A 22874-nucleotide genomic window follows, 5' to 3' on the forward strand; every position below is an offset into this window, starting at 1 on the left:
CTTTTTGCGTTACCACTGAGCAATCAGAGCTTGGCAGCCAGCAGGGCTTCGAGCTTTTCCTGGTCACGGGCAAACTGGCGAATGCCTTCGGCCAGTTTCTCGGTGGCCATGGCGTCTTCATTGGAGGCCCAGCGGAACTGGGATTCGTTCAGGCTCTGACGGGCTTCGCCGGGCTTGCCCGGGCTCAGCTTGCGCTCTAGCTTGCCAGTGTCGGCTGCGAGCTTCTCGATCAGGTCCGGACTGATGGTCAGGCGGTCACAGCCGGCCAGTTGCTCGATCTGGTTCAGGTTGCGGAAGCTGGCACCCATGACCACGGTCTTGTAGTCGTTGGCCTTGTAGTAGTTGTAGATGCGGGTTACCGACTGTACGCCCGGATCATCGGCGCCGGTGTAGTCGCTGCCGTTGGCTTTCTTGTACCAATCGTAGATCCGACCCACGAATGGCGAGATCAGGAAAACTCCGGCTTCGGCGCAGGCCACGGCCTGGGCGAAGGAAAACAGCAGGGTCAGGTTGGTCTGGATGCCTTCGCGCTCCAGCTTCTCGGCGGCACGGATGCCTTCCCAGGTGGAAGCGATCTTGATCAGCACTCGATCGCGCCCTACGCCAGCTTTTTCATAGAGTTCGACCAAGCGATGGGCACGCTTGAGCATCGCGTCGGTGTCGAACGACAGCCGAGCGTCCACTTCGGTGGAAATGCGACCGGGAATGACCTTGAGAATCTCCTGGCCGACAGCCACGCCAAAGCGATCGCTGGCCAGGCCAACATCGCCCTTGCAGTCACTGACACAAGCGTTCAACAGGTCGGCATAGCCAGGAATGGCCGCGGCCTTGAGCAGTAGCGAAGGGTTGGTGGTGGCATCCACCGGCTTGACCCGGGCGATGGCGTCGAAGTCGCCGGTATCGGCTACCACGGTAGTGATTTTCTTCAGTTGTTCCAGCTTGGAAGTCATGAGCGTGCTCTGTCCTATGGGTCTGATGACATTACCCGAGCGCTGTCAGGCGCTCAAGGGCGCGGAAGGCTTACAGCGGCCCCGAGGGCTGTGACCTGAAAACAGGTGTTTGAATGCAGGGGCGTGATTCAGGTAATTGAGATACCAAAAGCCGGATCAGGTTCAACCCGGCTGACGGTTAACGCCCTTCAAGCAGTTGCCCAGCCTGATCCAGCAGGCCCAACGGGTCCTTGGTCTTGTGAATATCCACCGACAACAACTGGCGAAACTTGCGAGCCCCGGGGAACCCGGTTCCGAGTCCCAGCACATGGCGAGTGATGTGGTGCATCGCGCCACCACAAGCCAGATGCTCGGCAATATAAGGTCGCAGTTGCGCCAGAGCTTCGGCCCGGGAAATTACCGGTGCGGTGCTGCCGAACAGCTGTTGGTCCACCTCGGCCAGCAGATAGGGATTGTGATAAGCCTCGCGACCCAGCATCACCCCGTCAAAGGTCTGCAGATGTTCATGGCAGGCCTCCAGGGTCTTGATTCCACCGTTCAGGATGACTTCCAACTGCGGGAAATCCGCTTTCAACTGTGCCGCCACGTCATAGCGCAGTGGTGGAATATCCCGGTTCTCCTTGGGCGAGAGCCCTTCGAGAATCGCGATTCGCGCATGCACGGTAAAACTGGTGCAGCCGGCATCCTGGACCTGGCCGACGAAATCACACAGTTCGGCATAACTGTCGCGACCGTTGATCCCGATTCGATGCTTGACCGTCACCGGAATCGACACCGCATCGCGCATGGCCTTCACGCAATCGGCCACCAGCGCCGGATGCCCCATCAGGCAGGCGCCGATCATATTGTTCTGCACCCGATCGCTGGGGCAACCGACATTCAGGTTGACCTCGTCATAACCGTGCTCCTGGGCCATGCGCGCACAGGCCGCAAGATCCGCTGGAGTACTGCCGCCCAGTTGCAGCGCCAGAGGATGTTCGGACTGGTGATAGCGCAGGAAGCGCTCATGATCGCCGTTGAGCAAGGCGCCGGTGGTGACCATCTCGGTGTAGAGCAGGGTGTGTTTGGACAGTAGACGGAGGAAGAATCGGCAGTGACGGTCGGTCCAATCCATCATCGGCGCCACGGAGAAACGACGGGAAAAGGTTTGCTGTAGGGAAGCTTCGGTGTTCAAGGGCATGAGGTTCTGCTTTGAGACGTTACGGCGGCAAATGAAGCAAGCTTCTTCGCAGCGTGAACAAAAAAATCTGATAGCGCGGAGTTTATCAGGAAAGCGCAGGGGCAATTTGTTTGTCCCCGGGATCGACGGGGGGTGATTGGCAAGTTAACGAGTTACGCCAACTATCCGCCCCAATCGCACTGCGGAGTAATACCCGACCATGACGCCGAACCTCAGCCATACCCCCGCGCAAATGCACCAGGAAAGAACCTTCGTCCCAGCCGCCGACGCTGTCCAGGGCTATGCGCTTGACCAGCATGCAGGCGCCGGAAATGGCTTCGAAGTTGGTTGGCCGGGCCGGCAGGGCTCGCGGTGCTGGAGAAAGTCGGAAAACAAGCGGGGCGATAGCCAGGCCAGGCCCGATAGGTTGAGGGCGCGGACCACCACATCACAGGATTGCGGCATGGGCCACCTCGAAACGTTTCGCCCAGGAGTTGGCCTCGCGGAACTGCAGGGTATTCGCCAGCGGCTCGCTGAACGCCAGGGCTTGGCGCATCACTTGGGCGATGTCCGCGGCGGTGTCACTGAGAAAGACTCCTGGTGTGTGGCGGCGAACGTTCATTTCGCCAAAGACGGTGCTGACCACCGGCAGGCCCAGGGCTCGGTATTCGTAGTACTTGATCGGATCGACAAAGCGGGTGATGTCGTTTCTCTTGAACGGAATCAGCCCGACGTCGAATTCGCTCATCGCCACCAATGCGGCTGGGTGCGATAGCGCCGGTAAGCGCAGGACATTGGCGGGTAGTACGACGGGAGAGGCGCCGTGTTGCGGACCTATCAGGCGTACTTCGGCTTCGGGGAAGGCCTGGGCCAGGGCGAGGATGAAGTCCCAGTCGAACCACTTGGCGAGGGTGCCGATGTAGCCGAATACGGGGCGAGCCGCATGGGCCGTGGATCGGCACAGTGGCAGGGACGGCAGCCGTTCGCTGGCACAGCCATTGAGCAGCAGGCGTGCATTGACCTGTTGCTGCAACCAATAGTGCTGCAGGCTCGAGCAGGAGGTCAGGGCGGTGGTCACGGCTCTGGCCGTTTCGAGTTGGCGTTGCTGCATGGCGCGCCGGGACCAGCCGCTATAGAAAGCCGGCACGTTGTCCATCACGTCATAGAAACTGCCGACGAAGATCGGCTCGCGCAGCAGTTGCAGGGCCAGTCGCGAGGGCTTGCCGATGCCTAGCTGGGTCGGTTCCTGAGCGAAGTCCCTGACCTGCTGCATCAGGCGTCCCCAGAACAGTCGATTCAACCACCCCGAACCGGGCAGGGGCTCTATCGGTAGGGCCCGAGGGCGGATCAAGGTCAGCCAGTCAGGCAGAGGTTCACTGGGAGGGGCGGGCGAGTGCTGCTGCAACAGGTCACGGGGAACCGGGAGGCGAGTGGGATAGGGTTCGATCCACAGCACCGGAGCCTGGGTGCTGGCATGGAACTGTCGAACCAGTTCATGGGGCCGCTGGTCGAAACTGTGCCAACTGACAGGCGACAGATAGACCAGTCTCATGGCTCCTCCCGGGAGGCGTGCGGGACCCATGGGCGGTCCCACTTGGCTTCATAGAAAGCCTTGTTGCGGTTGAACAGTTGCTGGCGCTGGTTCTCGGGCATCTGCTCGAAGGACGCGGACAGGTGGTGATGAACGAACACGTCCTCAGCGAAGGCACAGGACAAGCCGGCTTGCTCGACCCGGCGGCAATAATCGTCGTCCTCGAAAAAGCCCAGCCCGAAGGCTTCGTCCAGGGGGCCTATGCGCTGATAGGTCGACCTGGACATCATCACCGCGAAGAAACCGAGGGTGGCGCAAGGCACGCTCAGGCCGGCGTGGCGCCAGGTGTATTGGCGGGCACGGATGGCCATCTCCCGTGAGTCCTGATAGCGGATGTCGATCTTTGCTTCATTGCCGATGTTGTTGGTAACCGGTCCGATCAGACCGAGCCCAGGGTCGCGCTGCAAGTGGCGGCGCAGGGTCTGTGCCCAGCCGCAGGTGACCTGGGTGTCATTGTTGAGCAGTGCCAGGAACTCGCCCTTGGCCAGGGCCAGGCCCTGATTGTTGGCGGCGGCGAAACCCAGGTTGCTGCTGTTGAGAATCAGCGAGTGTCCGCTGCCCGCTGACCACTGCTGGAGGAACTCGACGCTGCCATCGGTGGAGGCGTTGTCCACGACGATGACTTCCAGCGGCTCGCCCAGGGGATCGGCGGCCAGGCTCGCCAGGCAGTCCCGAGTGAAGGCCAGGTTGTTGTAGGTCACCACTATCACGCTCACCAGCGGTTGCGGGTCAACGCTCTCAGTCAGGGCGAGTAGGACCTGTATCCGGTGCTGCCAGGTCTGCTGCGCGGCAAAGGCCTGGCGTTGCCGAGAAGCAGCACTGCATCCAGGCTCCTGCAACGCTCGGGCGATGGCATTGATAAAAGCCGGTGTGTCTTCGGCGATGGCGACCTGTTGCTTGAACTCGTGCAGCTCAGGGAGATCCACCGTCACTACCGGTTTACCGGCGCTCAGGTACTCATAGACCTTGACCGGGTTGGTGGCCAGGGTCAGCGGTTCGATACGGAACGGCAGGATGCAGACGTCGAAAGCCTGCAGATACTCGGACAGCTGCGCATAAGGAATCTCGCCCGTGAGCTTGATATTGGTGTGGCCCCGCAGCCGTGCGCCGATACGCGCGGTATCAGCGCCGATCAGCAGTACGCTGCAGTGGGCAAATGCTTCGGCTATGGCAGACACTAGGTCCACGTCGAACCAATGGGCCAATGCACCGTAGTAGCCGATTACAGGGCGTTTCTCCGGATCTTGATAGCAGTGCTCCGTGGGTGTTGAGAAGTAGTCGAAGTCGGCGGCGTTTCGCAGAACCGCTCGCTGCTGGGCAGGTGTGCTTGGAATCTGCGGGTGCCAATGCTGTTCAAGCCATGCCGAGGCAAACAGCACCACATCGGCTTCGCGGATCAGACTGCACTCCACTTGTTGCAACTGCGCGGCGTTGTTGCCAAACCCCTGATGGTGATCCATGCAGTCATAGACCACGCGACTGTTGGGCAGCACTCCAGCCACGGGAGCCCAGAAAGGGTGCTGGATCAGCGATACCACCTGGGGCGAGTTCGCCCAACTCAGGAGCTCACCGACGCTGCGCCGCAACTGCCAGATCAAGGTTTCATCCGGTACTGCGTGGTAAATGATCGGCGCGGTGTGGGCAAAGAGCCGCACTTCGAACAGGCGCCCCGTTTCATCAAGAGGGCGCAGCGTAAAACCGTCGCGTGGGTCATCCTCCAGAGCGGCCGCGATGTAGAACACGCGGCGTCCGCCAAGGCTCAACTGCTCGGCCAGGTGTTGCGGGCGCTGGTGTCGAAAATCCCAGTCGATGACGCCCCAGAATATGTAGTCGGGCGAATTCTCCAGCGGCTCCTGCAAGGGGCAAAGGGGAGGTTGAAACAGACGGTCGGTTATTGCCTGGCGGCGCAGTGCTCGCCGCATTGACGACATTTGGCGATAAATTCGGCTCAGCAAGGCACGCAGAGGATAGGGCAGTGGCAGTCTCCGATAGGTGTTGTGCAGGTGCCTGAACATCGCTTTGGGGTCAGGCCGTGACATTCCCGGTTTCCTTTAGGGCTATGACGTTGCCATTCAGGTTTGCGCAGGGTTTAGTCATGAGGCCCTTCATAGTCATGCAGAGGAGTCTGTTCATCGGCTGGCCACATCGAGCTGAGAGAGCCGGCACGGTAGAAGGTCACGGTCATGCTGCGGCGTGAGGTCCGGCAGTTGTCCACTACCTGCGATACGGCGTGCCATGAATGCTCGGCACGCACCAGGACGGCAGAGTTACCGACCAGAGGCGGGATCACTGCTACCACATCTGTCGGATCCGCAGAGCCGAGGATGTTCAGGCAGCCACCCTCTTTGATGTCCCAGGATTCGTTGAAATACAGGATATGGGTCACCAGCTTGTCGCTGAGGTCGGGATGGGGGCCCAGGCAGGCCTGCGGTCCATAGTGAAATACATTGATTTCCATGGGGGCTGTGCGCAGGTCCAGGTCAGTCAGTGTCGACATCGCCAGACGATAGGCCGCTGAGGTCAGTTCTGTAGCGAGCGCCAGCCATGCGGGGCTAAGCCCTTCGGGGTGGACGATGCGCCCAGTGCCCATTTCCACCAATTGCCGCGCCTGGTACTCATAGTCTTTTTCGCCACCATATCCATAGACCCGCTTGAAGGCGTCATGGGGGTAGGTCGCTGCCAACGCAGCAGCGTCTTGCGCTGTGTACAGACCATCGATCTGGCCCCAGCGAAAAGGTTGGCTGTGCAACGGCCGTTTGGTGAGCATCGTCAGATCTAGCATCCTGTTCATCTTCCCAGTAGATGGTTGAAACGGCGTCGAAGGGAACGCAGTGGCGCAGTGATGCGAAAGGAGCTGGAGCGATATACCCGATCGAGTTCGCCGCAGGCGTGTCCCATGAGTTCCTGTTGTTGCCACTGTTGTTGTTTCAACTGTTCCATTTGCTTGTGCATTGCCTCCAGCTCAGCCTGTTTTTCCAGGCATTCCTCACGCCAGTCCAGATGACTCTCTTCCAGTAGTCCAGGCAGTGTCTGCCAGAGTCGGTCCATTGACTGGCGGGTGGGGCGGCGGCCCTGGCTGATGAGTTCGGCGACTCGATCCCAATGGCGCTGCAATTGCTCTCGGGCATCGACCAGGTGCGGGCAGGGCGTACGCCGCACCAGGCGCTCCAGGAACCACTGGGGATCTATCTCTTGAACAGCGTGCAGGGGGTGGATTCCTTCGTAGTCCCTGAGGGCGGTGTACTTGCCCAGGTCCAGGCGGGCCGAGCTGAAAAGGGGCACACCGAAGGCCAGGGCGGTGATCGCCAGGTGGTAACTGTGGCCGATCACGCCTTGGGCGTGGCCGAGGATTTCGGCCAGCAGCAGCGGTGCTGGCCAAGTGGGCAGGCATATGGCCCTTGGCAGGTCGTCGCCAAGAATCGATTCGTGATCTCCCAGTACCGGGCCGATGGGCAACAGCAGCAACTGCCACTGGGCAAACAGCGGGTTGTGGGTTTTCCACAGTTGCAGGAACCCCTCCAGGCCGGCAATCGCATGCAACACCAGATAGGGCCCGTGCAAGCCGGCCTGTTCACAGAGTTGGCGGTATTCCACGGAGGGCTGCTGCAGGTCGATCAGGTTGGGCAGGCCGAATGCGGTATCCGGCAGTACCTCGACCCGGGCCTGATCGCTCAGCGCCGACAGGGTGTCTTGAGACAAGGTATCCCGTACTTGTACGTGGGGGCTGAGTTCCAGGGCCCGTTTGACCAGAGGGACCGCCCAGGTCGGCACGTTGTTGCAGTGCATGCCCGGGGCATTCCAGATCAGTGGTACATCGTGCTGCAGGGCAATCAGTGCGGGGGACAGCCAATAACCCGTGGGATGGTGGATCTGCGGGTCTGGCGGGTAATACCCCGGGGCCACCAGTTTGTCGAAGCGGATGATGAACCCCCCTCCGATCAGTACCCCGTCCAGGGTCTCGATCAACCGGGGCAGCTCGCTGACCGAGGTGACGGTGTAGGGCCACTGTGGTGTGGTGCGGGCGTTATAGGAGAAAGCATGCAGGTGCACAGTGCCCAAGCGCGCCTGCAACTCGGCTGCGGCGATGAGGGGAAACAACAGATCGCCGTAGTTGGCCACGTCAAAGGTACCGAAGATCGCTACCTGCCACTCCTTGTCCTTCATGAGTGTTCCTCGATCGTCCTGGTTGTTTGCCCTTCGCGGGTGACGGGCTTGATGTGCAAGTCGACCATGCCCAGAAAGTGCTTGTTGCCCGGCAGAGTGTCGAAGGCCAGGAGGGCGACCTGCTTTTCAATCAGGTGGGAGGTTTCTTCCGTTTCGCCATCCATCAGCTTGAGGGTGATGTGGTAACGCCCGGCAGCCAGGTTGGCTGCGAACTGCAGACGGATCGAAGCGCGGCGCCAGCCATCTTCCGAGGCGCTGCTCTGCAGAGGCGCATTGATTCCGCTGATCACCAGCAGCCTGGCCTCCTGGATGGTCAGGCTGATGTTGGGGCGGGTGACGGTGTCGCTGACGAGCGTGTCGATGGCGATCTCGATGGTGTCGCCATGGACAAAGCTCGAGTACAACGCCCCGGTGTTGCTGAAGACCGCCGAAGTGATGCGTCCTTCATTGGTGCCAAAAGCTATGCCGTGTTCCGGGTTGAGCGCTGTCTTGGCCGTGACCTGGACGGCGCCGGCGCTGGCCCAGCGTCGCTGTTCGTCGCGCATGTCCAGCAGGTAGAGCTCGGCCATCGTTTCCGGCGCGCCACTGGCGCGTATTTCGCCGTTGCGCAGATACACGGCGCGGTTGCAGAAGCGCTTGATCAGGCTCATGTCGTGAGACACGAACAGCAGGGTCATGCCTTGCCGCGTCAGGCGCTCGAGGCGCTCCAGGCACTTGAACTGAAAGGACGCGTCGCCGACGGCCAGGGCTTCATCGACAATCAGGATGTCCGGCTCCACGCACACCGAGACGGCAAAGGCCAGGCGTACCAGCATGCCGCTGGAGTAGGTCCGGGTGGGCTGGTCGATGAACTCACCGATATTGGCGAAGGCGGCGATTTCCTCGAAGCGTGCTTCGATTTCCGTGCGCTTGAGCCCCAGCACCGCACCGTTCAGGTAGACGTTCTCGCGGCCGGTGAACTCCGGATTGAATCCCGAGCCCAGCTCCAGCAAGGCAGCGATCCGGCCGTGGCGGGTCAGGCTGCCGCAAGAGGCACCGGTGGTGCCGCAAATCAGTTGCAGCAAGGTCGATTTGCCGCTGCCGTTGCGCCCGATGATGCCCAGGGCTTCGCCTTTGCGAATCTCCAGGGAGACCTCTTTCAAGGCCCAGAACTCGCGATAGCGCTGTTTGCCGCGAGGCAGCAGCAATTGCAGCAGACGATCTCGAGGCTGGTCGTAGATCTGATAGCACTTGCCCAGGCCCTGGGTCTTGATCACTGGGTCAGAGCACATCGGCAAACCCCTGGTGGGCCTTCTTTCACGTAGTTGACGTTACTCGGGATCAGTCCCGGTGCACGGCTGATGCATTCTGAAAATAGGTTGAAGATCATCATGCCGGTGAGCACCAGCAGCATGAGCAGAGGGTTGAGGAAGGACCAGAGCAGGCCGGCGATCGATCCTCGATAGCGGCCTGTGACCTCACGCTCGATCAGTGCCAATAGCAGTTCCCGATGGTGCCAGGGCCTGAACGTGAAACGGTTAAGCGTGTTACCCCCAATCAACGTCCGCTCCTTGGTGATCAACTTCCAACACCGCCATCCGTACGACCTGGAAATTCACAGGAACGGGACGGCGGTTTGAATCGAATATTTTATGAGTTGTGTATAGACCACAAATGCATGATTCGACGGTGTTTTTGTGAGCTTTTTGATGACCCACGTCGATGAGGGGATGCCTGTTGAGAAAAGACGAAGAAGCGGAAGGAGTTCCGTCTGGGTGAGGGGGCGCAGGCAGGTCGGGAACCGGCGGAAGCTGTCAACTGCTCCACCGGCCTTTTACGGGTATCAGGGGCGGCGTGCTGCCAGATACTCGGCCAGGTCTTGTGCCTGGCGCGCGGTCGCTTGCCGGGAGGCCTGGTCGATGTCAGGCCCGAGAATGGTTTTCTCCACCACCAGCGAGTGCTGGTCGGCAATGCCGATGAAGTTCAGCCAGGCCTCGATGTAGGGTTTCTGGAAATCGAACGCTTGGGCCGGAGTGTTCGACTGGGCTGAAAAATCCAGGCCGCGGGCGTAGCTCACCACCGCTGTCTTGTTGCGCAACAGGCCCTGCAGCCCGTGCTCGGGGTCGAAGCTGAAGAGGACTCCCTGGTGCGATACCAGGTCAATGAAATGCTTGAGCTTGTAGGGAATGCTGAAATTCCACAGCGGTACGGAGAGCACCAGCAGGTCGGCTTGATGCAGAGGGGCGGCGAGTTCCTGGAGTCGGTCCCAAGCGGCTTGCTCGCCAGCATTCAACGGCTGGCCGGCGAGTCGGGCGTACTTGGCGTCCATTGCCGTTTGATCGAGCTCCGGCAGTTCCAGGCTCCACAGGTCCAGGGTGCTGGCTTGGGTGTCGGGTACCTGTTGTTGATAGCGCTGGATAAAACTGCGGGCGATTTCCTGGGAGGCAGAGCGACGCAAGCGAGGGGAGCATTGGATGTGCAGAAGCCGGGTCATGAACGAGTCTCTTGGTGGGCAGGGATGACCGCTATTGCAACATAGTTGTTTTTTAAATATAAATTGTCGATTGCAGTCTTATTGATGGAGTATTGAAATATGTTTGATGCCTTGCTACTCCGCACCTTTGTCGCGGTTGTCGATGAGCAGGGGTTCAGTCGTGCGGCGCACAAACTGCATTTGACCCAGTCGGCGGTCAGCGGCCATCTGCGGCGCCTGGAACAGCAGGTCGGCAAGCCGCTGTTGCAACGCACCACCCGTTCACAGCAACTGACAGCCGATGGCGAGCGGCTGATGGCCTACGCCCGGGCCATTCTGGCGTTGAACCGCGACGCCTGGACCGAGTTGACCCGGGTGCCATTCCACGGGCGTGTAGGAATTGGATTGTCGGAGGATTTTGCCGAGCCCCGTCTGCTGCGTGCATTGCTGGATTTTGCCGGGCAGTTCCCGGGGATCCAGCTTGATGTGCAGGTGAGCATTCCTGGTACCCTCCTGGATCTTCTGGCCCAGGGCAGTTTGCAGCTGGTGGTGGGGTCCTTGTGCGAAACAGCAGCGCCGGGCCAGTTGCTCTGGTCCGAACCCCTGGTCTGGGCCGGTCTGCCGCCATCAGTGACGCCTTTGCCCGAGCCTTTGCCTCTGGCGCTGTTTCCTGAGCCTTGTCCTTATCGGGCGGTGGCCTTGGGGCGGTTGGCCAAAGCCGGCATTGCCCAGCGTACCGCCATGCTCTGCAGCAGCAATTCGGCCTTGCGTGCAGCGGTGCTGTCGGGCTTCGCCGTGGCGCCCATGGCGGTCAGTCAGTTGGGAGCAGGGCTCTGTGCACTGGGGGCGGAATACGGTTTGCCAGAGTTGCCTCAGGCTCAGTTTCGACTGTTTACTGCCCCCGACGCGGACCCGGCCGTTGTGGCGGCGCTGACTCAGGTCATCGTCGAATATTGTTCCAGCCGGCGATCCGCGCTTTAGGCATCGCCCTCTGCGGCCGATAACCCCTGGGTGGGGCAAGATCGAATGCGGTTGCGAGCGGCCCCAGCCTGCGTTCGAATGCCACGGAACCGATGCTTTACAGGGGGCTGGTCATTGAGCCAGTCTCGAAAACAACCAGGGATCTGCCCTGTAGCTCAGGCCTTTCCCGTCAGGACGATCCTTTTGCCTGTCCCCATTTACGACTCTCAACACGCCCCGGGCGGCACCCTGAAGCGTTTGCCGCTGCTCAAGGCCGCGGTGGCCTTCATCGCCACGGTGTTCCTGTGCCTGTGCGGTTTGCTCTACCTCCAGCTGGAGCAGTCCTGGCGCCATGACCTGATGCAGGCAGAGGTCAACTCCACCAACCTGACTCGGGCCATTGCCCAGCAGGCGGAGGACACCTTCATGGAAGCCGACCTGGTGTTGATGAGCCTTTCCGAGTGGATCCAGGCCATCGGTGAAGGGCCCCGTCAGCGCCAGCGCCTGCAACAGATCTTTGCCCGCCGGGTACAGGCCCTGGTGCAGCTCAGCGGGGTGTTTCTCTATGACAAGGAAGGCCAGTGGGTCGTCAGTTCCTTTAACGATTCGCCTCACGGCAAGGATGTGGCGGACCGCGACTACTTCAGGTTCCACCAGCAGAACGCTTCGCTGCAGGCGCATATCAGCCCGGCGATTCGCAGTCGCGCCAATGGCGAGTGGATCATCCCCATTTCGCGGCGGATCAATGACCAGGACGGGAATTTCCAGGGAGTGCTGATGGCCGGCATCAAGCTGGCGTACTTCGACCAATTCTTCAAAAGCTTCAATATCGACGAGCAGGGCGTGATGTTCCTGGCGTTGTCCGATGGCACCCTGATCGCACGGCGGCCGTTCGAGGAGCGGCAGGTGGGCGCCTCCCTGTCCCGGGGCGAGATCTTCAGCAAGTACCTGCCCGAGGCCACCTCCGGCAACGCCATGATCACCTCGATCGTGGATGGGGTGACGCGCTTGTATGGCTATCGCCAGTTGCAGGCGTATCCGCTGGTGGTGGCGGCGGCAAACTCCAAGGATTCTATTCTCAAGGGCTGGTACGCCTCGGCCTATCAATCCACAGCCATCGTCGCTCTGGTGCTGCTGGGAGTGGGGCTGTTCGGCTGGGTGTTCGTGAGCCAGGTGCGCAACAACGAGCGGATCGAAACCGACCTGCGCAAGGCCCAGGAGGCGTTGGAGGTGATTGCCACCCATGACAGCCTGACCGGTCTGGGCAATCGGCGTCTGTTCGAACGCTCCCTGGAGATCGAGTTCGGTCGTGGGGCACGGCAGGGCACTGCGCTGAGCCTGATCATGGCCGATATCGATTACTTCAAGCGTTACAACGACACCTACGGCCATGTGGCCGGCGACCATTGTCTGGCGCAAGTGGCTCAGGCGCTGAAGGGATGCTGTCAACGCAAGACCGATCTGGCCGTGCGTTATGGCGGGGAAGAGTTCGCGGTGCTGCTGCCCGATACCGATATACACGGTGCCCTGGCCATGGCCGAACAGATTCGCCAGAGCGTCATGGAGCACAACATCAGCCACTCCGGCTCTCCAGTGGGGCGCGTGACCATCAGCCTGGGCTGCTACTCCTTCGTGCCCTCGGGGCGTGACAGCATCGAGGTCTTCATTGAGCGGGCGGATGCTGCGCTGTATCAGGCCAAGGCCACGGGTCGCAACCGGGTGATGGCCCTGGCTGTGGAGAGCGCCGAGGACCTGCTACAGCGCTCCGACCGTTGAGTCATTGCCAGGCTTTGCAAAAGATCTGATTGGCGTAGGTATTGCCACCAAACTCATAGGTGGTGGTGCCTGTAGCGTCATATCCCTGGGCCCGGTAGAAGGCCAGCGCCGAATGATTTTCCGACCAGGCGGTGAGCCACAGGCAGGGTGCCCGTTGCGTCCGGGCGAAGTTTTCGGCTTGCCGCAACAGCGCTTGGCCGACGCCTTGTCGATGAGCGTGTCGCTGTACATACAACCGCACCAACTCCATTCCTTGAGCCAGATGTGCCTGGGGCGCCCGGGTGCTGTTGGCGATTTCCACGAAGCCCAGCACGTGTTCATTGCGTTCTGCCAGCAGCAGGATTCTGTGAGGGTCCGCCAGGCGCTGCTGGAACTGCTGAGGCGCGTAGACGCTCAAGGCTTCCTCGGCCAGATCGGCACGCATGCCGTCAGTGGCATAGGTGTCGAGGAAGACCTGGGTGGCGAGGCCGCTGATACACAGGGCGTCCTCATGGCGGCCTTGACGAAAGGAGAGGGGGGTAGACATGACTGCATCCTTGTAGGTGATTGCCGAGATTCAGCGCGGCCAGGACTGGCCGAGCAGGTGTTGCAGATGCTGGCGTACGGCGGGCCACTCATCATCGATGATGCTGAACCGTACGGAGTTTCGCTTGCGGCCATCGGGCATGATGCGCTCGTGACGCACAATGCCTTCCTGGTGTGCGCCGAGACGCAGGATCGCCGCGCGGGATTTATGGTTGATTTCGTCGGTGGTGAACTGCACCCGTACGCAGGCCATGTCTTCGAATGCGTGGCGCAGCATCAGGTACTTGGCCTCGGTGTTGACGAAGCTGCGCTGCCAGCGGCTGGCGATCCAGGTGCTGCCGATTTCCAGCTTGCGGTTGTTCGGGTCGATCTTCCAGAAGCGGGTACAGCCTATGACTTCGCCTGTAGACCTGAGCAAGGTGACAAAGGGTTGCACGCTGCCGGCCTCGCGCCCCTTGAGCGCCACCTCCAGGTAATGATCGATGGTGCTGGGAGAGGGCACCACGGTGAAGGGCAGGTTCCACAGTTCACCGTCCTGTGCGGCATTGACCAGGGCGTCGGCATCGCTGGCTTGCAGGGGACGCAGAATGATCCGCGGGCCTTCCAGTGGTGGCATGGCGTGTGGCTCTCCAGGTGGGGCGAAGGGGCTGGGCGCTGGCTATTACAGAATCACCGCCAGGTCTTGGCAAGAGCCAATCCGGGGCCAATGCGATAAAAAATATCAGCCGAATCGATTGTTGGATTACCCCGTTTCTGGCTTATACATATCCTCGACCTGGCAGGGGCCGGTGCTGGACAAACGGATCGGCACAAGATTCTCCGCAGCCCTGCGCGACACTCATTTCAAGGATTTGTGCATGAGCCAGCCGCACCTGATGAACATTGACCTCTATTTACGCCGACTGGGTTACCCCAGCGCGCCGCCGCCGACCCTGGAAACCCTGCGGGAGCTGCAATGGCGGCATGTCTGCGAGTTTGCCTTCGAGAGCCTTTCCACCTTGTTGCGGCTGCCGGTGCCCATCGACCTGGGTACGGTGGAACGCAAGATTCTCCAAGAAGGGCGCGGTGGGTATTGCTATGAACTCAATCAGACCTTCCTGGTGTTGTTGCAGCATCTGGGCTACGAGGCCCGAGGCATCACCGGGCGGGTGGTCATGGGGGGGCCGGAAGATGCGCTCACCGCGCGCAGTCACAGGTTGACGCTGGTGCACTTGGACGGACAGCGCTACATCGCCGATGTCGGCTTCGGCGGCATGGTGCCCACGGCGCCCTTGCTGCTGGATACCGAAGCAGAGCAGGCGACGCCCCACGAGCCCTATCGCATTACCCAGCGAGACGGCAGTTACACCCTGCGCGCCAAGGTCATGGATGAGTGGCGGGCCCTGTACGTCTTCGATCTGCAGATACAGGGCGATGTGGACTACGAAATGGGCAACTGGTACGTCTCGACTCACCGTGATTCACCTTTCCTCGGCCAGTTGAAGGTGGCGCTGATCGGGCCGGGGGTGCGTCGAACCCTGAATAACGGCAACTACGCCTTGCATCGCATGGGGCTGCCCAGCGAGCGGCGGCAGATCACCGATGCGGGGGAACTGATGCAGTTGTTGCGAGACGAGTTTGCCTTGCGTCTGCCGGAGCATCCCGAGCTGTCGCGAGTGCTCGAAGGCTTGCTGGAGGACTGATCACGACCTGCCGCACCGGGGGTGGGAGCCGAATACGGAAGTGCTTCCCGATTAAATTCCCAGACTGGCGCTCCATAGAATCCACCGGCAAACCGGCAATTTTCTATGGAGAGAATCATGCAGAAAATATATCGATCCACGGTGTCCAGCAGTACCGCAACACCGCTGCGGCGTTTCAAGCAGGGGCTGTTCGCCGCGCTGCTGGCAGTGGTCAGCCTGTGTTCCACCAGCAGCTTCGCGGTCCCCAACCCCGACGGCAACTACAACTTGAGCATGGACGCCCGGGCCGGGTCGCCCTATCCACCGTCCGACAACTACAGCGCCGATCTCAAGACTTCCGGAGTCGGGCCAGCGTTCACGGTGCCGGTGAGCCGGCACCACATCATCGCCTATAACCAACTGCGGGATTTCTACATGTCCGTGGTGCAGCGTGGGCACTTGAAGGAGCTGAAGGGCTTCTGGGACGGTTTTGGCGGGCGTTTCCTCAGCTATGGCCAGGACAATCGGGTCAACGTCACCCCGCCGGTAGCGGCGGACTATGACCAGGCCAAGACTTTGCTCGAGGAGATCGGTCGGGGCGTGGTGCGGGCCAATGCGGGCGTGCCGCCACGGCCTCTGGGTTGGGACACCTTCCATGGCTTCTACACCTGGATGCCCTGGAACCTGTTTCTCGGTCCGAATGGTCGCAATGATGACCCGGGTGAGCAATTCGAAACCAATGCCCAGTACATCATCAACAACAAGGACACCTGGAACACCATCATCAATGTGCGCGACAACATGCTGAGCTATCAGCGTGACGGCAACGTGAAGACCCTGGCCGACATCAACTCGCAGCTGCTGCGCTTGTCGGCGCGGACCCGGGTCTATCCGCTGGTCAGCGATCAGTGGATTCGTATCGCACCTAATGTGTACAAGATCCGCGTGCCGGCCAACTGATTCGTCTTTTTGTGTGCAGTAAGGGTCGATCCAGCCAATGGATCGACCTTTTTTTTGCGTTGCGTTTCAGAAGGTGGGTCTGGGGTCGAGGGGGGGAGGGGCGCTGCACAGCCCCTGTGAATCCGATGTTGAGTGGTGGCTCTGGGGCGGCCTTTCAGGCTGGAAAGAGGGTGATCCACGCAGTCCGAGCAGGGCTTTTTATCGGTGAATCAGCAGGGGGAAAGTGCCCGAAGGTTGACCGATAAACTGTATACAATCCTATGGACAGTTGTCTTTGTTGTTGCATACAGTGTGCGCATAACAAAAACAGGGAACCCCACACCATGAATACGCCCCAGGTTTCACAGCAACGTCCCGAAGATGAAAATTTGGGTATTGCCGCGAATATGGCTTATGGCCTGCAACACGTTCTGACCATGTATGGCGGTATCGTTGCGGTGCCACTGATCGTCGGCCAGGCAGCCGGTCTGTCGCCGGCGGAAATCGGCCTGCTGATCGCCGCTTCGTTGTTCGCAGGGGGGCTGGCAACCTTGCTGCAAACGCTTGGTGTGCCGTTTTTCGGCTGCAAGCTGCCGTTGGTTCAAGGGGTGTCCTTTGCGGGCGTTTCGACCATGGTGGCGATTGTCACCAGCAGCGGGGAGGGCGGCTTCCAGTCAATTCTGGGGGCGGTGATTGCGGCTTCGCTGATCGGCCTGCTGATTACGCCGGTGTTCTCTCGCATTACCAAGTTCTTTCCCCCGCTGGTCACCGGCATTGTCATCACCACCATCGGCTTGACGCTGATGCCCGTGGCGGCGCGCTGGGCCATGGGCGGCAATAGCCGCGCGGCGGATTTCGGCAGCATGTCGAACATCGGTCTGGCGGCTCTCACCCTGGTGCTGGTGCTGCTGTTGAGCAAGATCGGCAGCGCGGCGATTTCCCGGCTGTCGATTCTTCTGGCCATGGTCATTGGTACGGTGATCGCGGTGTTTCTGGGCATGGCGGACTTCTCCGGTGTTGCCCAGGGGCCGATGTTCGGCCTGCCCACGCCGTTCCACTTCGGTATGCCGACTTTCCATGTCGCGGCGATCCTGTCGATGTGCATCGTGGTCATGGTGACTCTGGTGGAAACCTCGGCGGACATCCTGGCGGTGGGTGAAATCATCCATACCAAGGTTGACTCCAAGCGCCTGGGAGATGGCTTGCGTGCCGATATGCTGTCGAGCATGATCGCGCCGATCTTCGGTTCCTTTACTCAGAGTGCTTTTGCCCAGAACGTCGGGCTGGTGGCGGTCACCGGAATCAAGAGTCGTTTTGTGGTGGCTACCGGGGGCGTGTTTCTGGTGATCCTCGGCCTGCTGCCCTTCATGGGGCGGGTGATCGCTGCGGTGCCCACCTCGGTGCTGGGCGGTGCCGGTATCGTACTGTTTGGCACCGTGGCGGCCAGTGGCATTCGTACCCTGTCCAAGGTCGACTACCGCAACAACATGAACCTGATCATCGTCGCAACTTCCATCGGCTTCGGCATGATCCCGATTGCTGCGCCGAGCTTCTACGATCACTTCCCCAGCTGGTTCGCGACGATCTTCCACTCGGGCATCAGCTCGTCGGCGATCATGGCGATCCTGCTGAACCTGGCGTTCAACCATTTCACCGCGGGCAACTCTGACCAGCAGTCGGTGTTCGTCGCCGGCACCGAGCGCAGCCTGCGCTTCCAGGACATCGCCGTGCTGCGTGAAGGGGACTACTTCAGCGGTGGCAAGCTGCACGATGCCGAAGGCAATGAAGTGCCGCTGGTGGCTGAGGTTTCGGGGCAGTCGTCGAATTCGCCAGGAGACGGTTCGGCACCGAGCCATGCTCGAGGCAGTGCGCAAACCACGCACTGAGTGCAATCGTTTCGCCATAAAAAACGGCGCCCTGAAAGGCGCCGTTTTTTATCGAAGAGTGATTATTCGAGGTTGTCCAGGGGCTCCAGGGCTTGCAAGACCTCGGGGTTGTCCTTGTACTGCCCGCGCAAGGTTGCGAGCTGGCGATCATGGCCGACGCAGACGTCATTGACGGCTTTCTCCAATTCGGCCCGGCGCTCCTCGTCATACGCTTCCTCGCCGGCAAAGTGCTGGCAATCTTCGTGACGCTGGATAAAGGCCGTGACCTCGGCCGGCAGCTGTGGGCCGCCGTAGTGACCGCCCAGTTGCAGGCGTTTTTCCTCGACCCAGCCACTGTAGTCCTCGCCGTTTTTGGCGATGTACATGACTTGGGCCCAGCCGCTGTCGGTGGAGGCGTACAGGGTCAGGCCGTCGCCCGGAATCACATAGAGTTTCTGGTTCACGCAGGCGGCGTTCGGCGCGCTGTGAAAGTGCAGCCGTCCTTCGCCTATGACCTTGGCTTCCAGGGGCGGTCTGTATTCGCCGGCTTCCAGGGAGGCGTTGTCGCTCAGAGTGGCGCAATCCACCGTGGAGGCGGCCAGGGCCGGCAGGGGTAACACAGACAACAGCCCGCACAGGGACAGCAGGCGCAGAGGTCGGTCCATCGCAGAGTTTCCATCAGGGGATTCGGATGGCGCGATGGTAATGACAAAGAGGCCGCCTGTGAATGTTTCCAGGCCGCCTCTTCGAGAAGCGTGACTTACTCCGTGACTTTGCTGAACTGCCCCTGGCGCACCAGGGACAGAGCAAATACCACCACCACTGCGGCAGCGGCCGACAGGGTCAGGGGCAAGCCATAGCTGCCGCCACTCATGGCGGCACCACTGAGCAGCGGTCCCAGCAGGCTGCCGATGCCCCAGAGCAGACCGGCGCTGGCATTGGCGGTCACCAGATCCGCTCCGCTGAAGGATTGCCCGATCAGCACGATCGCCAGGGTGTAGATGCCGCCCGCCGCTGCGCCGAGGATGACCAGGCTCGGCCAGAGCAGGCCGGGGGACGCCATCAACAGCGGCAGGCACAGGCCGATCAGCAGGGCGATGATGCCGCAGCCGAGGTAGATCCCCGGGCGCCCCAGCTTGTCCGAGAGCCAGCCCAGGGGGAACTGGAACGCTGTATCTCCCAGGAGAATGATGGTCACCATCAGTGCCGCCAGTTTGATGCTGTAGCCATGCGTAGCCGCGTACACCGGAAATAGTGACAGCACCACGCTGTCGAAGAAGGCGAAGAACAATATGCCCACGCACAGCGCCGGGGCGATGCGGATAAAGCCCAGCACCGAGAAGGTCCGGCTTTCCTCGTGAGGGCTTGGGGTGTCTTCCTGGGGCAGAGTCAGCCAGACCACGGCGATCGCCACGGCATAACCTAGGCTGACAATGGCGAGTACGAGCGGCCCCTCGGTGCCCAGCAGTGACACCAGGCCTGGGCCCAGCAGTTGGAAGAAGGTGAAACAGGTGGTGTAGACCGCCACCAAGCGGCCGCGGGTGGCGTCTTCGGCCATTTCATTGACCCAGGTTTCCCCGAGGATAATGATCAGCCCCGCCCCAAGTCCCATGGCGACTCGGGCCAATCCCAGGCTGAAGAGGCTGGCGCCCGGCAGTTCCAGGGCTGCCACGCTCAGGGCACAGAAACTGAAACACAGCAGGTAGATCTGGCGCCGGGTCAGGCGCTGGCACAGGGCATTGACCAGGAATGCCGAAAGCATCATGCCCGCCGCAGGCAGGGCTGACATGATGCCAATCTGGTTGTTCGACGCGCCGGCCTGATACAGGCGCAGGGCAAGGATCGGCACTGTGGAACCGATGCTCAGGCCGACAATGGAAATGCCCAGGATCAGGGCGGCTAGCAAGGCTTTGTTCATGATCAAGACTCGCGCCTGAAGGTTCAGGCGGCAAACAATAGAGGTGTTGCGCACGCTGCGTAACAACGCACGCCGAGATACGGGCGATGGCCGGGCATGTGCCATTGGCGTAGAAGCCGGCTTGCCGGCGAAGCAGTCATCGAGTGGTAGTTGCTCGTCAGGACGTCTTCGCTAGCGAGTCAGCTCCTGCAACCGGCGCAAAGGTGGCGGCGCGGTGCCAGGCTCAATCGCGGCTAGCGAGTGTCCGGGTGCGGAGAGAAGGTGAAGGCAAACAGGACGCTACGGCGCCGACGATTGATCGCGCAGTCATGCTGGGCAACAGCCAGGGTTGCCGAGGGGCTCATCGAGGGGGAGGGGCACGGTGACTGTGCTGGCAGAAACATCACATCGTCTGGCTGCTTGGATAGAGAGGCGCACAGCCTACGTCAGGCCTTTGCGGTAATGCAACAGGGGGGGGCGAGGGAGTTTCTGCCGTGCAACGCTGATGCATCCGCAGGTCTGACTGACAGGCGGATTATTTATTCGTTGGGGAGTTTTGCTTGAGCTGATTGGCCGAAAGAGCAGGGCGCTCTCATGATGAAAAAGGCAAATCAGTATAGGAATATGGCTCCACGACCTGGACTCGAACCAGGGACCCAGTGATTAACAGTCACTTGCTCTACCAACTGAGCTATCGCGGAATGCGCCGTATCTTACTGATTCAGAAAGGGAAGTCAACAAGCCGTGAATATTTTTTTCAGTGCAGCGAGGATCTGAATGATCTGCTGACATTACTTCGAGGGTTTTATCGGCTAGCGGGCCTATACGTGATCCGATAGGGGCTACCATGGCTCCCCGGAAGTGGTTTCACGCGCTGCCGGCCTTAAGTCGCAGAGGTAAACCTTTATGATTCGCTTCGATTTGTCCCAGGTTCCTTCCCGGTTTTTCGCACCTCGCTGCGGGGTGCTGTCATGAGCATCGAGCAGATCAATCTGCCCAAAGGGGTGGGGCCTCAGGCCAGCAAGCTGTTGGACGCCATTGTTCAGGCCGGATCGGCGCCCGATCTGAATCGTGCCGGCGGTAAGGCCGAGGGTTTTGTCCTCGGGCTGGAAAGTGCCAAGGCCATCAAGAGCCAGGTGGCCGAGGCGCTGTACGTGGCCTTTGATGATGCCGCCAGCCAACGTTTGGCTGAACTGAAGGGTTGAGGCTGCTCAGCCACCAAAGGTCAGGGTGCCGAGCATCAGCTTGGCCATCAGCGAGCTGGCCGCCAGTTGCACCAGCCACAAGGCCAGCCCGCCGAGAAATACGCCGAGAGCAATTTGCAGTACCAGGCTTTTCTCGCGTTTTTGCGAGCGAGGCAGGTAATGCTCCAGTTCGTCGCGGTCGGCCCGCAGGTCATCGTTTTTCATCGGTTTCTCGATCAGCAGGGGAACACAGGGTCACAGTCTAGAGGCTGTGGGGCCAGGCAGGGGAATGGCGCGACGCCGACAAAAAAAAGGGGAAGCCTGTTGGCTTCCCCTTTTGTTAGCGCTGCGGTGAATCAGATCACCTGCAGGATGGCCTTGGTCACCACGTCGATGTTGTTCTGGTTCAGCGCGGCCACGCAGATGCGGCCGGTGTCCAGGGCATAGATACCGAACTCGTTGCGCAGGCGGGTCACTTGCTCAACGGTCAGGCCCGAGTAGGAGAACATGCCGCATTGGCGACCGACAAAGCTGAAGTCGTGCTCAGGGGCGCCTTTGGCCAGCAAGTCGACCATCTGGGTGCGCATGCCGCGAATCCGCAGGCGCATTTCCGCCAGTTCCTGCTCCCACTGGGCGCGCAGTTCCGGGTTGTTCAGCACTGCGGCAACGATGGTTGCGCCATGGGTTGGCGGGTTGGAGTAGTTGGTGCGGATCACGCGCTTGACCTGGGACAGCACGCGAGCGCTTTCTTCCTTCGAGCTGCTGACGATGGACAGGGCACCGACACGCTCGCCGTACAGCGAGAACGACTTGGAGAACGAGCTGGAGACGAAGAAGGTCAGGCCCGACTCGGCGAACAGGCGCACTGCGGCGGCGTCTTCGTCGATGCCGTCGCCAAAGCCCTGATAGGCCATGTCGAGGAATGGCACGAGGTTTTTCGCCTTGACCACTTCCAGGACGTTTTTCCAGTCCTGAGGGCTCAGGTCGACACCGGTCGGGTTGTGGCAGCAGGCGTGCAGCACCACGATCGACTGGGCCGGCAGGGCGTTGAGGTCTTCCAGCAGACCGGTACGGTTCACATCGTGGGTGCTGGCGTCGTAATAACGGTAGTTCTGCACCGGGAAGCCGGCGGTTTCGAACAGCGCGCGGTGGTTTTCCCAGCTTGGATCACTGATAGCGACCACGGCGTTGGGCAGCAGTTGCTTGAGGAAGTCGGCACCGATCTTCAGTGCGCCAGTACCGCCGACGGCCTGGGTGGTCACTACGCGGCCAGCGGCCAGCAGGGGCGAGTCGTTGCCGAACAGCAGCTTCTGTACCGCCTGGTCGTAGGCAGCGATACCGTCGATCGGCAGGTAGCCGCGGGAAGCGTGTTGAGCGGCGCGAATCGTCTCGGCTTCGACAACGGCGCGCAGGAGTGGAATGCGTCCCTCCTCGTTGCAGTACACGCCCACCCCAAGGTTGACCTTGTTGGTACGGGTGTCGGCGTTGAATGCTTCGTTGAGGCCCAGGATTGGATCGCGTGGTGCCATTTCGACAGCGGAGAACAGGCTCATTTTTACGGCGGCTCTGAATGGAGTGTGGAGGGACGTGTCGCGCTCCAGCCGAATGCACTAGAGCGGTGCACAAACGGGGAGCTAGTATAGAGGCCATCATCGCGGCGGGCGACAGCCGATTGACCTTTTGCGGCAAGTTTTTCGCTTTATTTTTCGACCGTTAGTCTTATTGCAACATCCTGGGTGTTAGCGGGTGTC

Annotated in this window: 20 protein-coding genes, 1 tRNA gene and 1 pseudogene; 6 read left to right on the forward strand and 16 right to left on the reverse strand. The window is 60.7% G+C overall.

Annotated features, from left to right (window positions below; all coding sequences use genetic code 11):
* Positions 1 to 23 precede the first annotated feature (23 nt).
* The 9 genes and pseudogenes from tal to P7C00_RS10765 all read right to left on the reverse strand — a co-directional run bounded on the left by tal (position 24) and on the right by P7C00_RS10765 (position 10337).
* Positions 24 to 950, reverse strand: a complete 927-nt coding sequence (tal, locus tag P7C00_RS10725) for a transaldolase (RefSeq protein ID WP_317072265.1) — start codon at positions 948 to 950, stop codon at positions 24 to 26.
* 178 nt (positions 951 to 1128) lie between these two features.
* Positions 1129 to 2130, reverse strand: coding sequence for a tRNA dihydrouridine(20/20a) synthase DusA (dusA, locus tag P7C00_RS10730; RefSeq protein WP_404938897.1), 1002 nt, complete (start codon positions 2128 to 2130; stop codon positions 1129 to 1131).
* Positions 2131 to 2557: 427 nt separating this feature from the next.
* A complete protein-coding gene (locus tag P7C00_RS10735) occupies positions 2558 to 3661 on the reverse strand; it encodes a hypothetical protein (RefSeq protein ID WP_404938899.1) in 1104 nt (367 codons plus the stop codon).
* Positions 3658 to 5739 carry a glycosyltransferase gene (locus tag P7C00_RS10740; protein WP_404938901.1) on the reverse strand — a complete coding sequence of 694 codons (2082 nt, stop codon included), beginning with the start codon at positions 5737 to 5739 and terminating at the stop codon, positions 3658 to 3660. The genes P7C00_RS10735 and P7C00_RS10740 overlap by 4 nt, the downstream gene beginning before the upstream one ends.
* Positions 5740 to 5789: 50 nt before the next feature.
* Complete coding sequence (locus P7C00_RS10745) at positions 5790 to 6482, reverse strand: 2OG-Fe(II) oxygenase family protein (RefSeq protein WP_346631726.1); 693 nt, start codon at positions 6480 to 6482, stop codon at positions 5790 to 5792.
* Positions 6483 to 6487: 5 nt separating this feature from the next.
* Positions 6488 to 7864 carry a polysaccharide pyruvyl transferase family protein gene (locus tag P7C00_RS10750; protein ID WP_404938903.1) on the reverse strand — a complete coding sequence of 459 codons (1377 nt, stop codon included), beginning with the start codon at positions 7862 to 7864 and terminating at the stop codon, positions 6488 to 6490.
* A complete protein-coding gene (locus P7C00_RS10755) occupies positions 7861 to 9135 on the reverse strand; it encodes an ABC transporter ATP-binding protein (protein WP_346631724.1) in 1275 nt (424 codons plus the stop codon). Before P7C00_RS10755 ends, P7C00_RS10750 begins: the two co-directional genes overlap by 4 nt.
* A gap of 20 nt (positions 9136 to 9155) precedes the next feature.
* Positions 9156 to 9404: pseudogene (locus P7C00_RS10760) on the reverse strand (ABC transporter permease); the annotation flags it as partial.
* Positions 9405 to 9686: 282 nt separating this feature from the next.
* A complete protein-coding gene (locus P7C00_RS10765; RefSeq protein ID WP_346631723.1) occupies positions 9687 to 10337 on the reverse strand; it encodes an NAD(P)H-dependent oxidoreductase in 651 nt (216 codons plus the stop codon).
* Positions 10338 to 10436: 99 nt separating this feature from the next.
* On the opposite strand from P7C00_RS10765, the gene P7C00_RS10770 reads away from it, so the two are divergent.
* A complete protein-coding gene (locus P7C00_RS10770; RefSeq protein ID WP_346631722.1) occupies positions 10437 to 11297 on the forward strand; it encodes a LysR family transcriptional regulator in 861 nt (286 codons plus the stop codon).
* 183 nt (positions 11298 to 11480) lie between these two features.
* A complete protein-coding gene (locus P7C00_RS10775) occupies positions 11481 to 13052 on the forward strand; it encodes a diguanylate cyclase (RefSeq protein ID WP_346631721.1) in 1572 nt (523 codons plus the stop codon).
* Position 13053: 1 nt separating this feature from the next.
* Here P7C00_RS10775 and P7C00_RS10780 read toward each other — a convergent pair whose 3' ends face one another.
* Complete coding sequence (locus P7C00_RS10780; RefSeq protein ID WP_346631720.1) at positions 13054 to 13578, reverse strand: GNAT family N-acetyltransferase; 525 nt, start codon at positions 13576 to 13578, stop codon at positions 13054 to 13056.
* A gap of 30 nt (positions 13579 to 13608) precedes the next feature.
* On the reverse strand, positions 13609 to 14193 hold the full coding sequence (locus P7C00_RS10785; protein ID WP_346631719.1) for a GNAT family protein: 585 nt from the start codon (positions 14191 to 14193) through the stop codon (positions 13609 to 13611).
* 241 nt (positions 14194 to 14434) lie between these two features.
* Here P7C00_RS10785 and P7C00_RS10790 point away from each other — a divergent pair, with 241 nt between their 5' ends.
* The 3 genes from P7C00_RS10790 (at position 14435) to P7C00_RS10800 (ending at position 18063) form a co-directional block, all read left to right on the forward strand.
* The gene (locus P7C00_RS10790; protein WP_346631718.1) at positions 14435 to 15259 is read left to right on the forward strand and encodes an arylamine N-acetyltransferase; all 825 of its coding nucleotides are present in this window, start codon (positions 14435 to 14437) and stop codon (positions 15257 to 15259) included.
* 117 nt (positions 15260 to 15376) lie between these two features.
* A complete protein-coding gene (locus tag P7C00_RS10795; protein WP_346631717.1) occupies positions 15377 to 16198 on the forward strand; it encodes a hypothetical protein in 822 nt (273 codons plus the stop codon).
* Positions 16199 to 16521: 323 nt separating this feature from the next.
* On the forward strand, positions 16522 to 18063 hold the full coding sequence (locus P7C00_RS10800) for a nucleobase:cation symporter-2 family protein (protein WP_346631716.1): 1542 nt from the start codon (positions 16522 to 16524) through the stop codon (positions 18061 to 18063).
* A gap of 62 nt (positions 18064 to 18125) precedes the next feature.
* Here P7C00_RS10800 and P7C00_RS10805 read toward each other — a convergent pair whose 3' ends face one another.
* The 3 genes from P7C00_RS10805 to P7C00_RS10815 form a co-directional block, all read right to left on the reverse strand.
* Complete coding sequence (locus P7C00_RS10805) at positions 18126 to 18707, reverse strand: SH3 domain-containing protein (RefSeq protein ID WP_346631715.1); 582 nt, start codon at positions 18705 to 18707, stop codon at positions 18126 to 18128.
* 95 nt (positions 18708 to 18802) lie between these two features.
* Complete coding sequence (locus P7C00_RS10810) at positions 18803 to 19960, reverse strand: MFS transporter (RefSeq protein WP_346631714.1); 1158 nt, start codon at positions 19958 to 19960, stop codon at positions 18803 to 18805.
* Between the two features lie 604 nt (positions 19961 to 20564).
* A tRNA-Asn gene (locus tag P7C00_RS10815) sits at positions 20565 to 20640 on the reverse strand.
* A 270-nt stretch (positions 20641 to 20910) separates the two neighbouring features.
* On the opposite strand from P7C00_RS10815, the gene P7C00_RS10820 reads away from it, so the two are divergent.
* The gene (locus P7C00_RS10820) at positions 20911 to 21144 is read left to right on the forward strand and encodes a hypothetical protein (RefSeq protein ID WP_346631713.1); all 234 of its coding nucleotides are present in this window, start codon (positions 20911 to 20913) and stop codon (positions 21142 to 21144) included.
* A 6-nt stretch (positions 21145 to 21150) separates the two neighbouring features.
* Here P7C00_RS10820 and P7C00_RS10825 read toward each other — a convergent pair whose 3' ends face one another.
* Positions 21151 to 21348, reverse strand: coding sequence for a hypothetical protein (locus tag P7C00_RS10825; protein WP_253167079.1), 198 nt, complete (start codon positions 21346 to 21348; stop codon positions 21151 to 21153).
* A 131-nt stretch (positions 21349 to 21479) separates the two neighbouring features.
* Positions 21480 to 22676 carry an amino acid aminotransferase gene (locus P7C00_RS10830; protein ID WP_346631712.1) on the reverse strand — a complete coding sequence of 399 codons (1197 nt, stop codon included), beginning with the start codon at positions 22674 to 22676 and terminating at the stop codon, positions 21480 to 21482.
* Between the last annotated feature and the right edge of the window lie 198 nt (positions 22677 to 22874).

It is taken from the genome of Pseudomonas sp. JDS08PS003, from assembly GCF_045013505.1.
GTDB lineage: Bacteria > Pseudomonadota > Gammaproteobacteria > Pseudomonadales > Pseudomonadaceae > Aquipseudomonas > Aquipseudomonas protegens_B.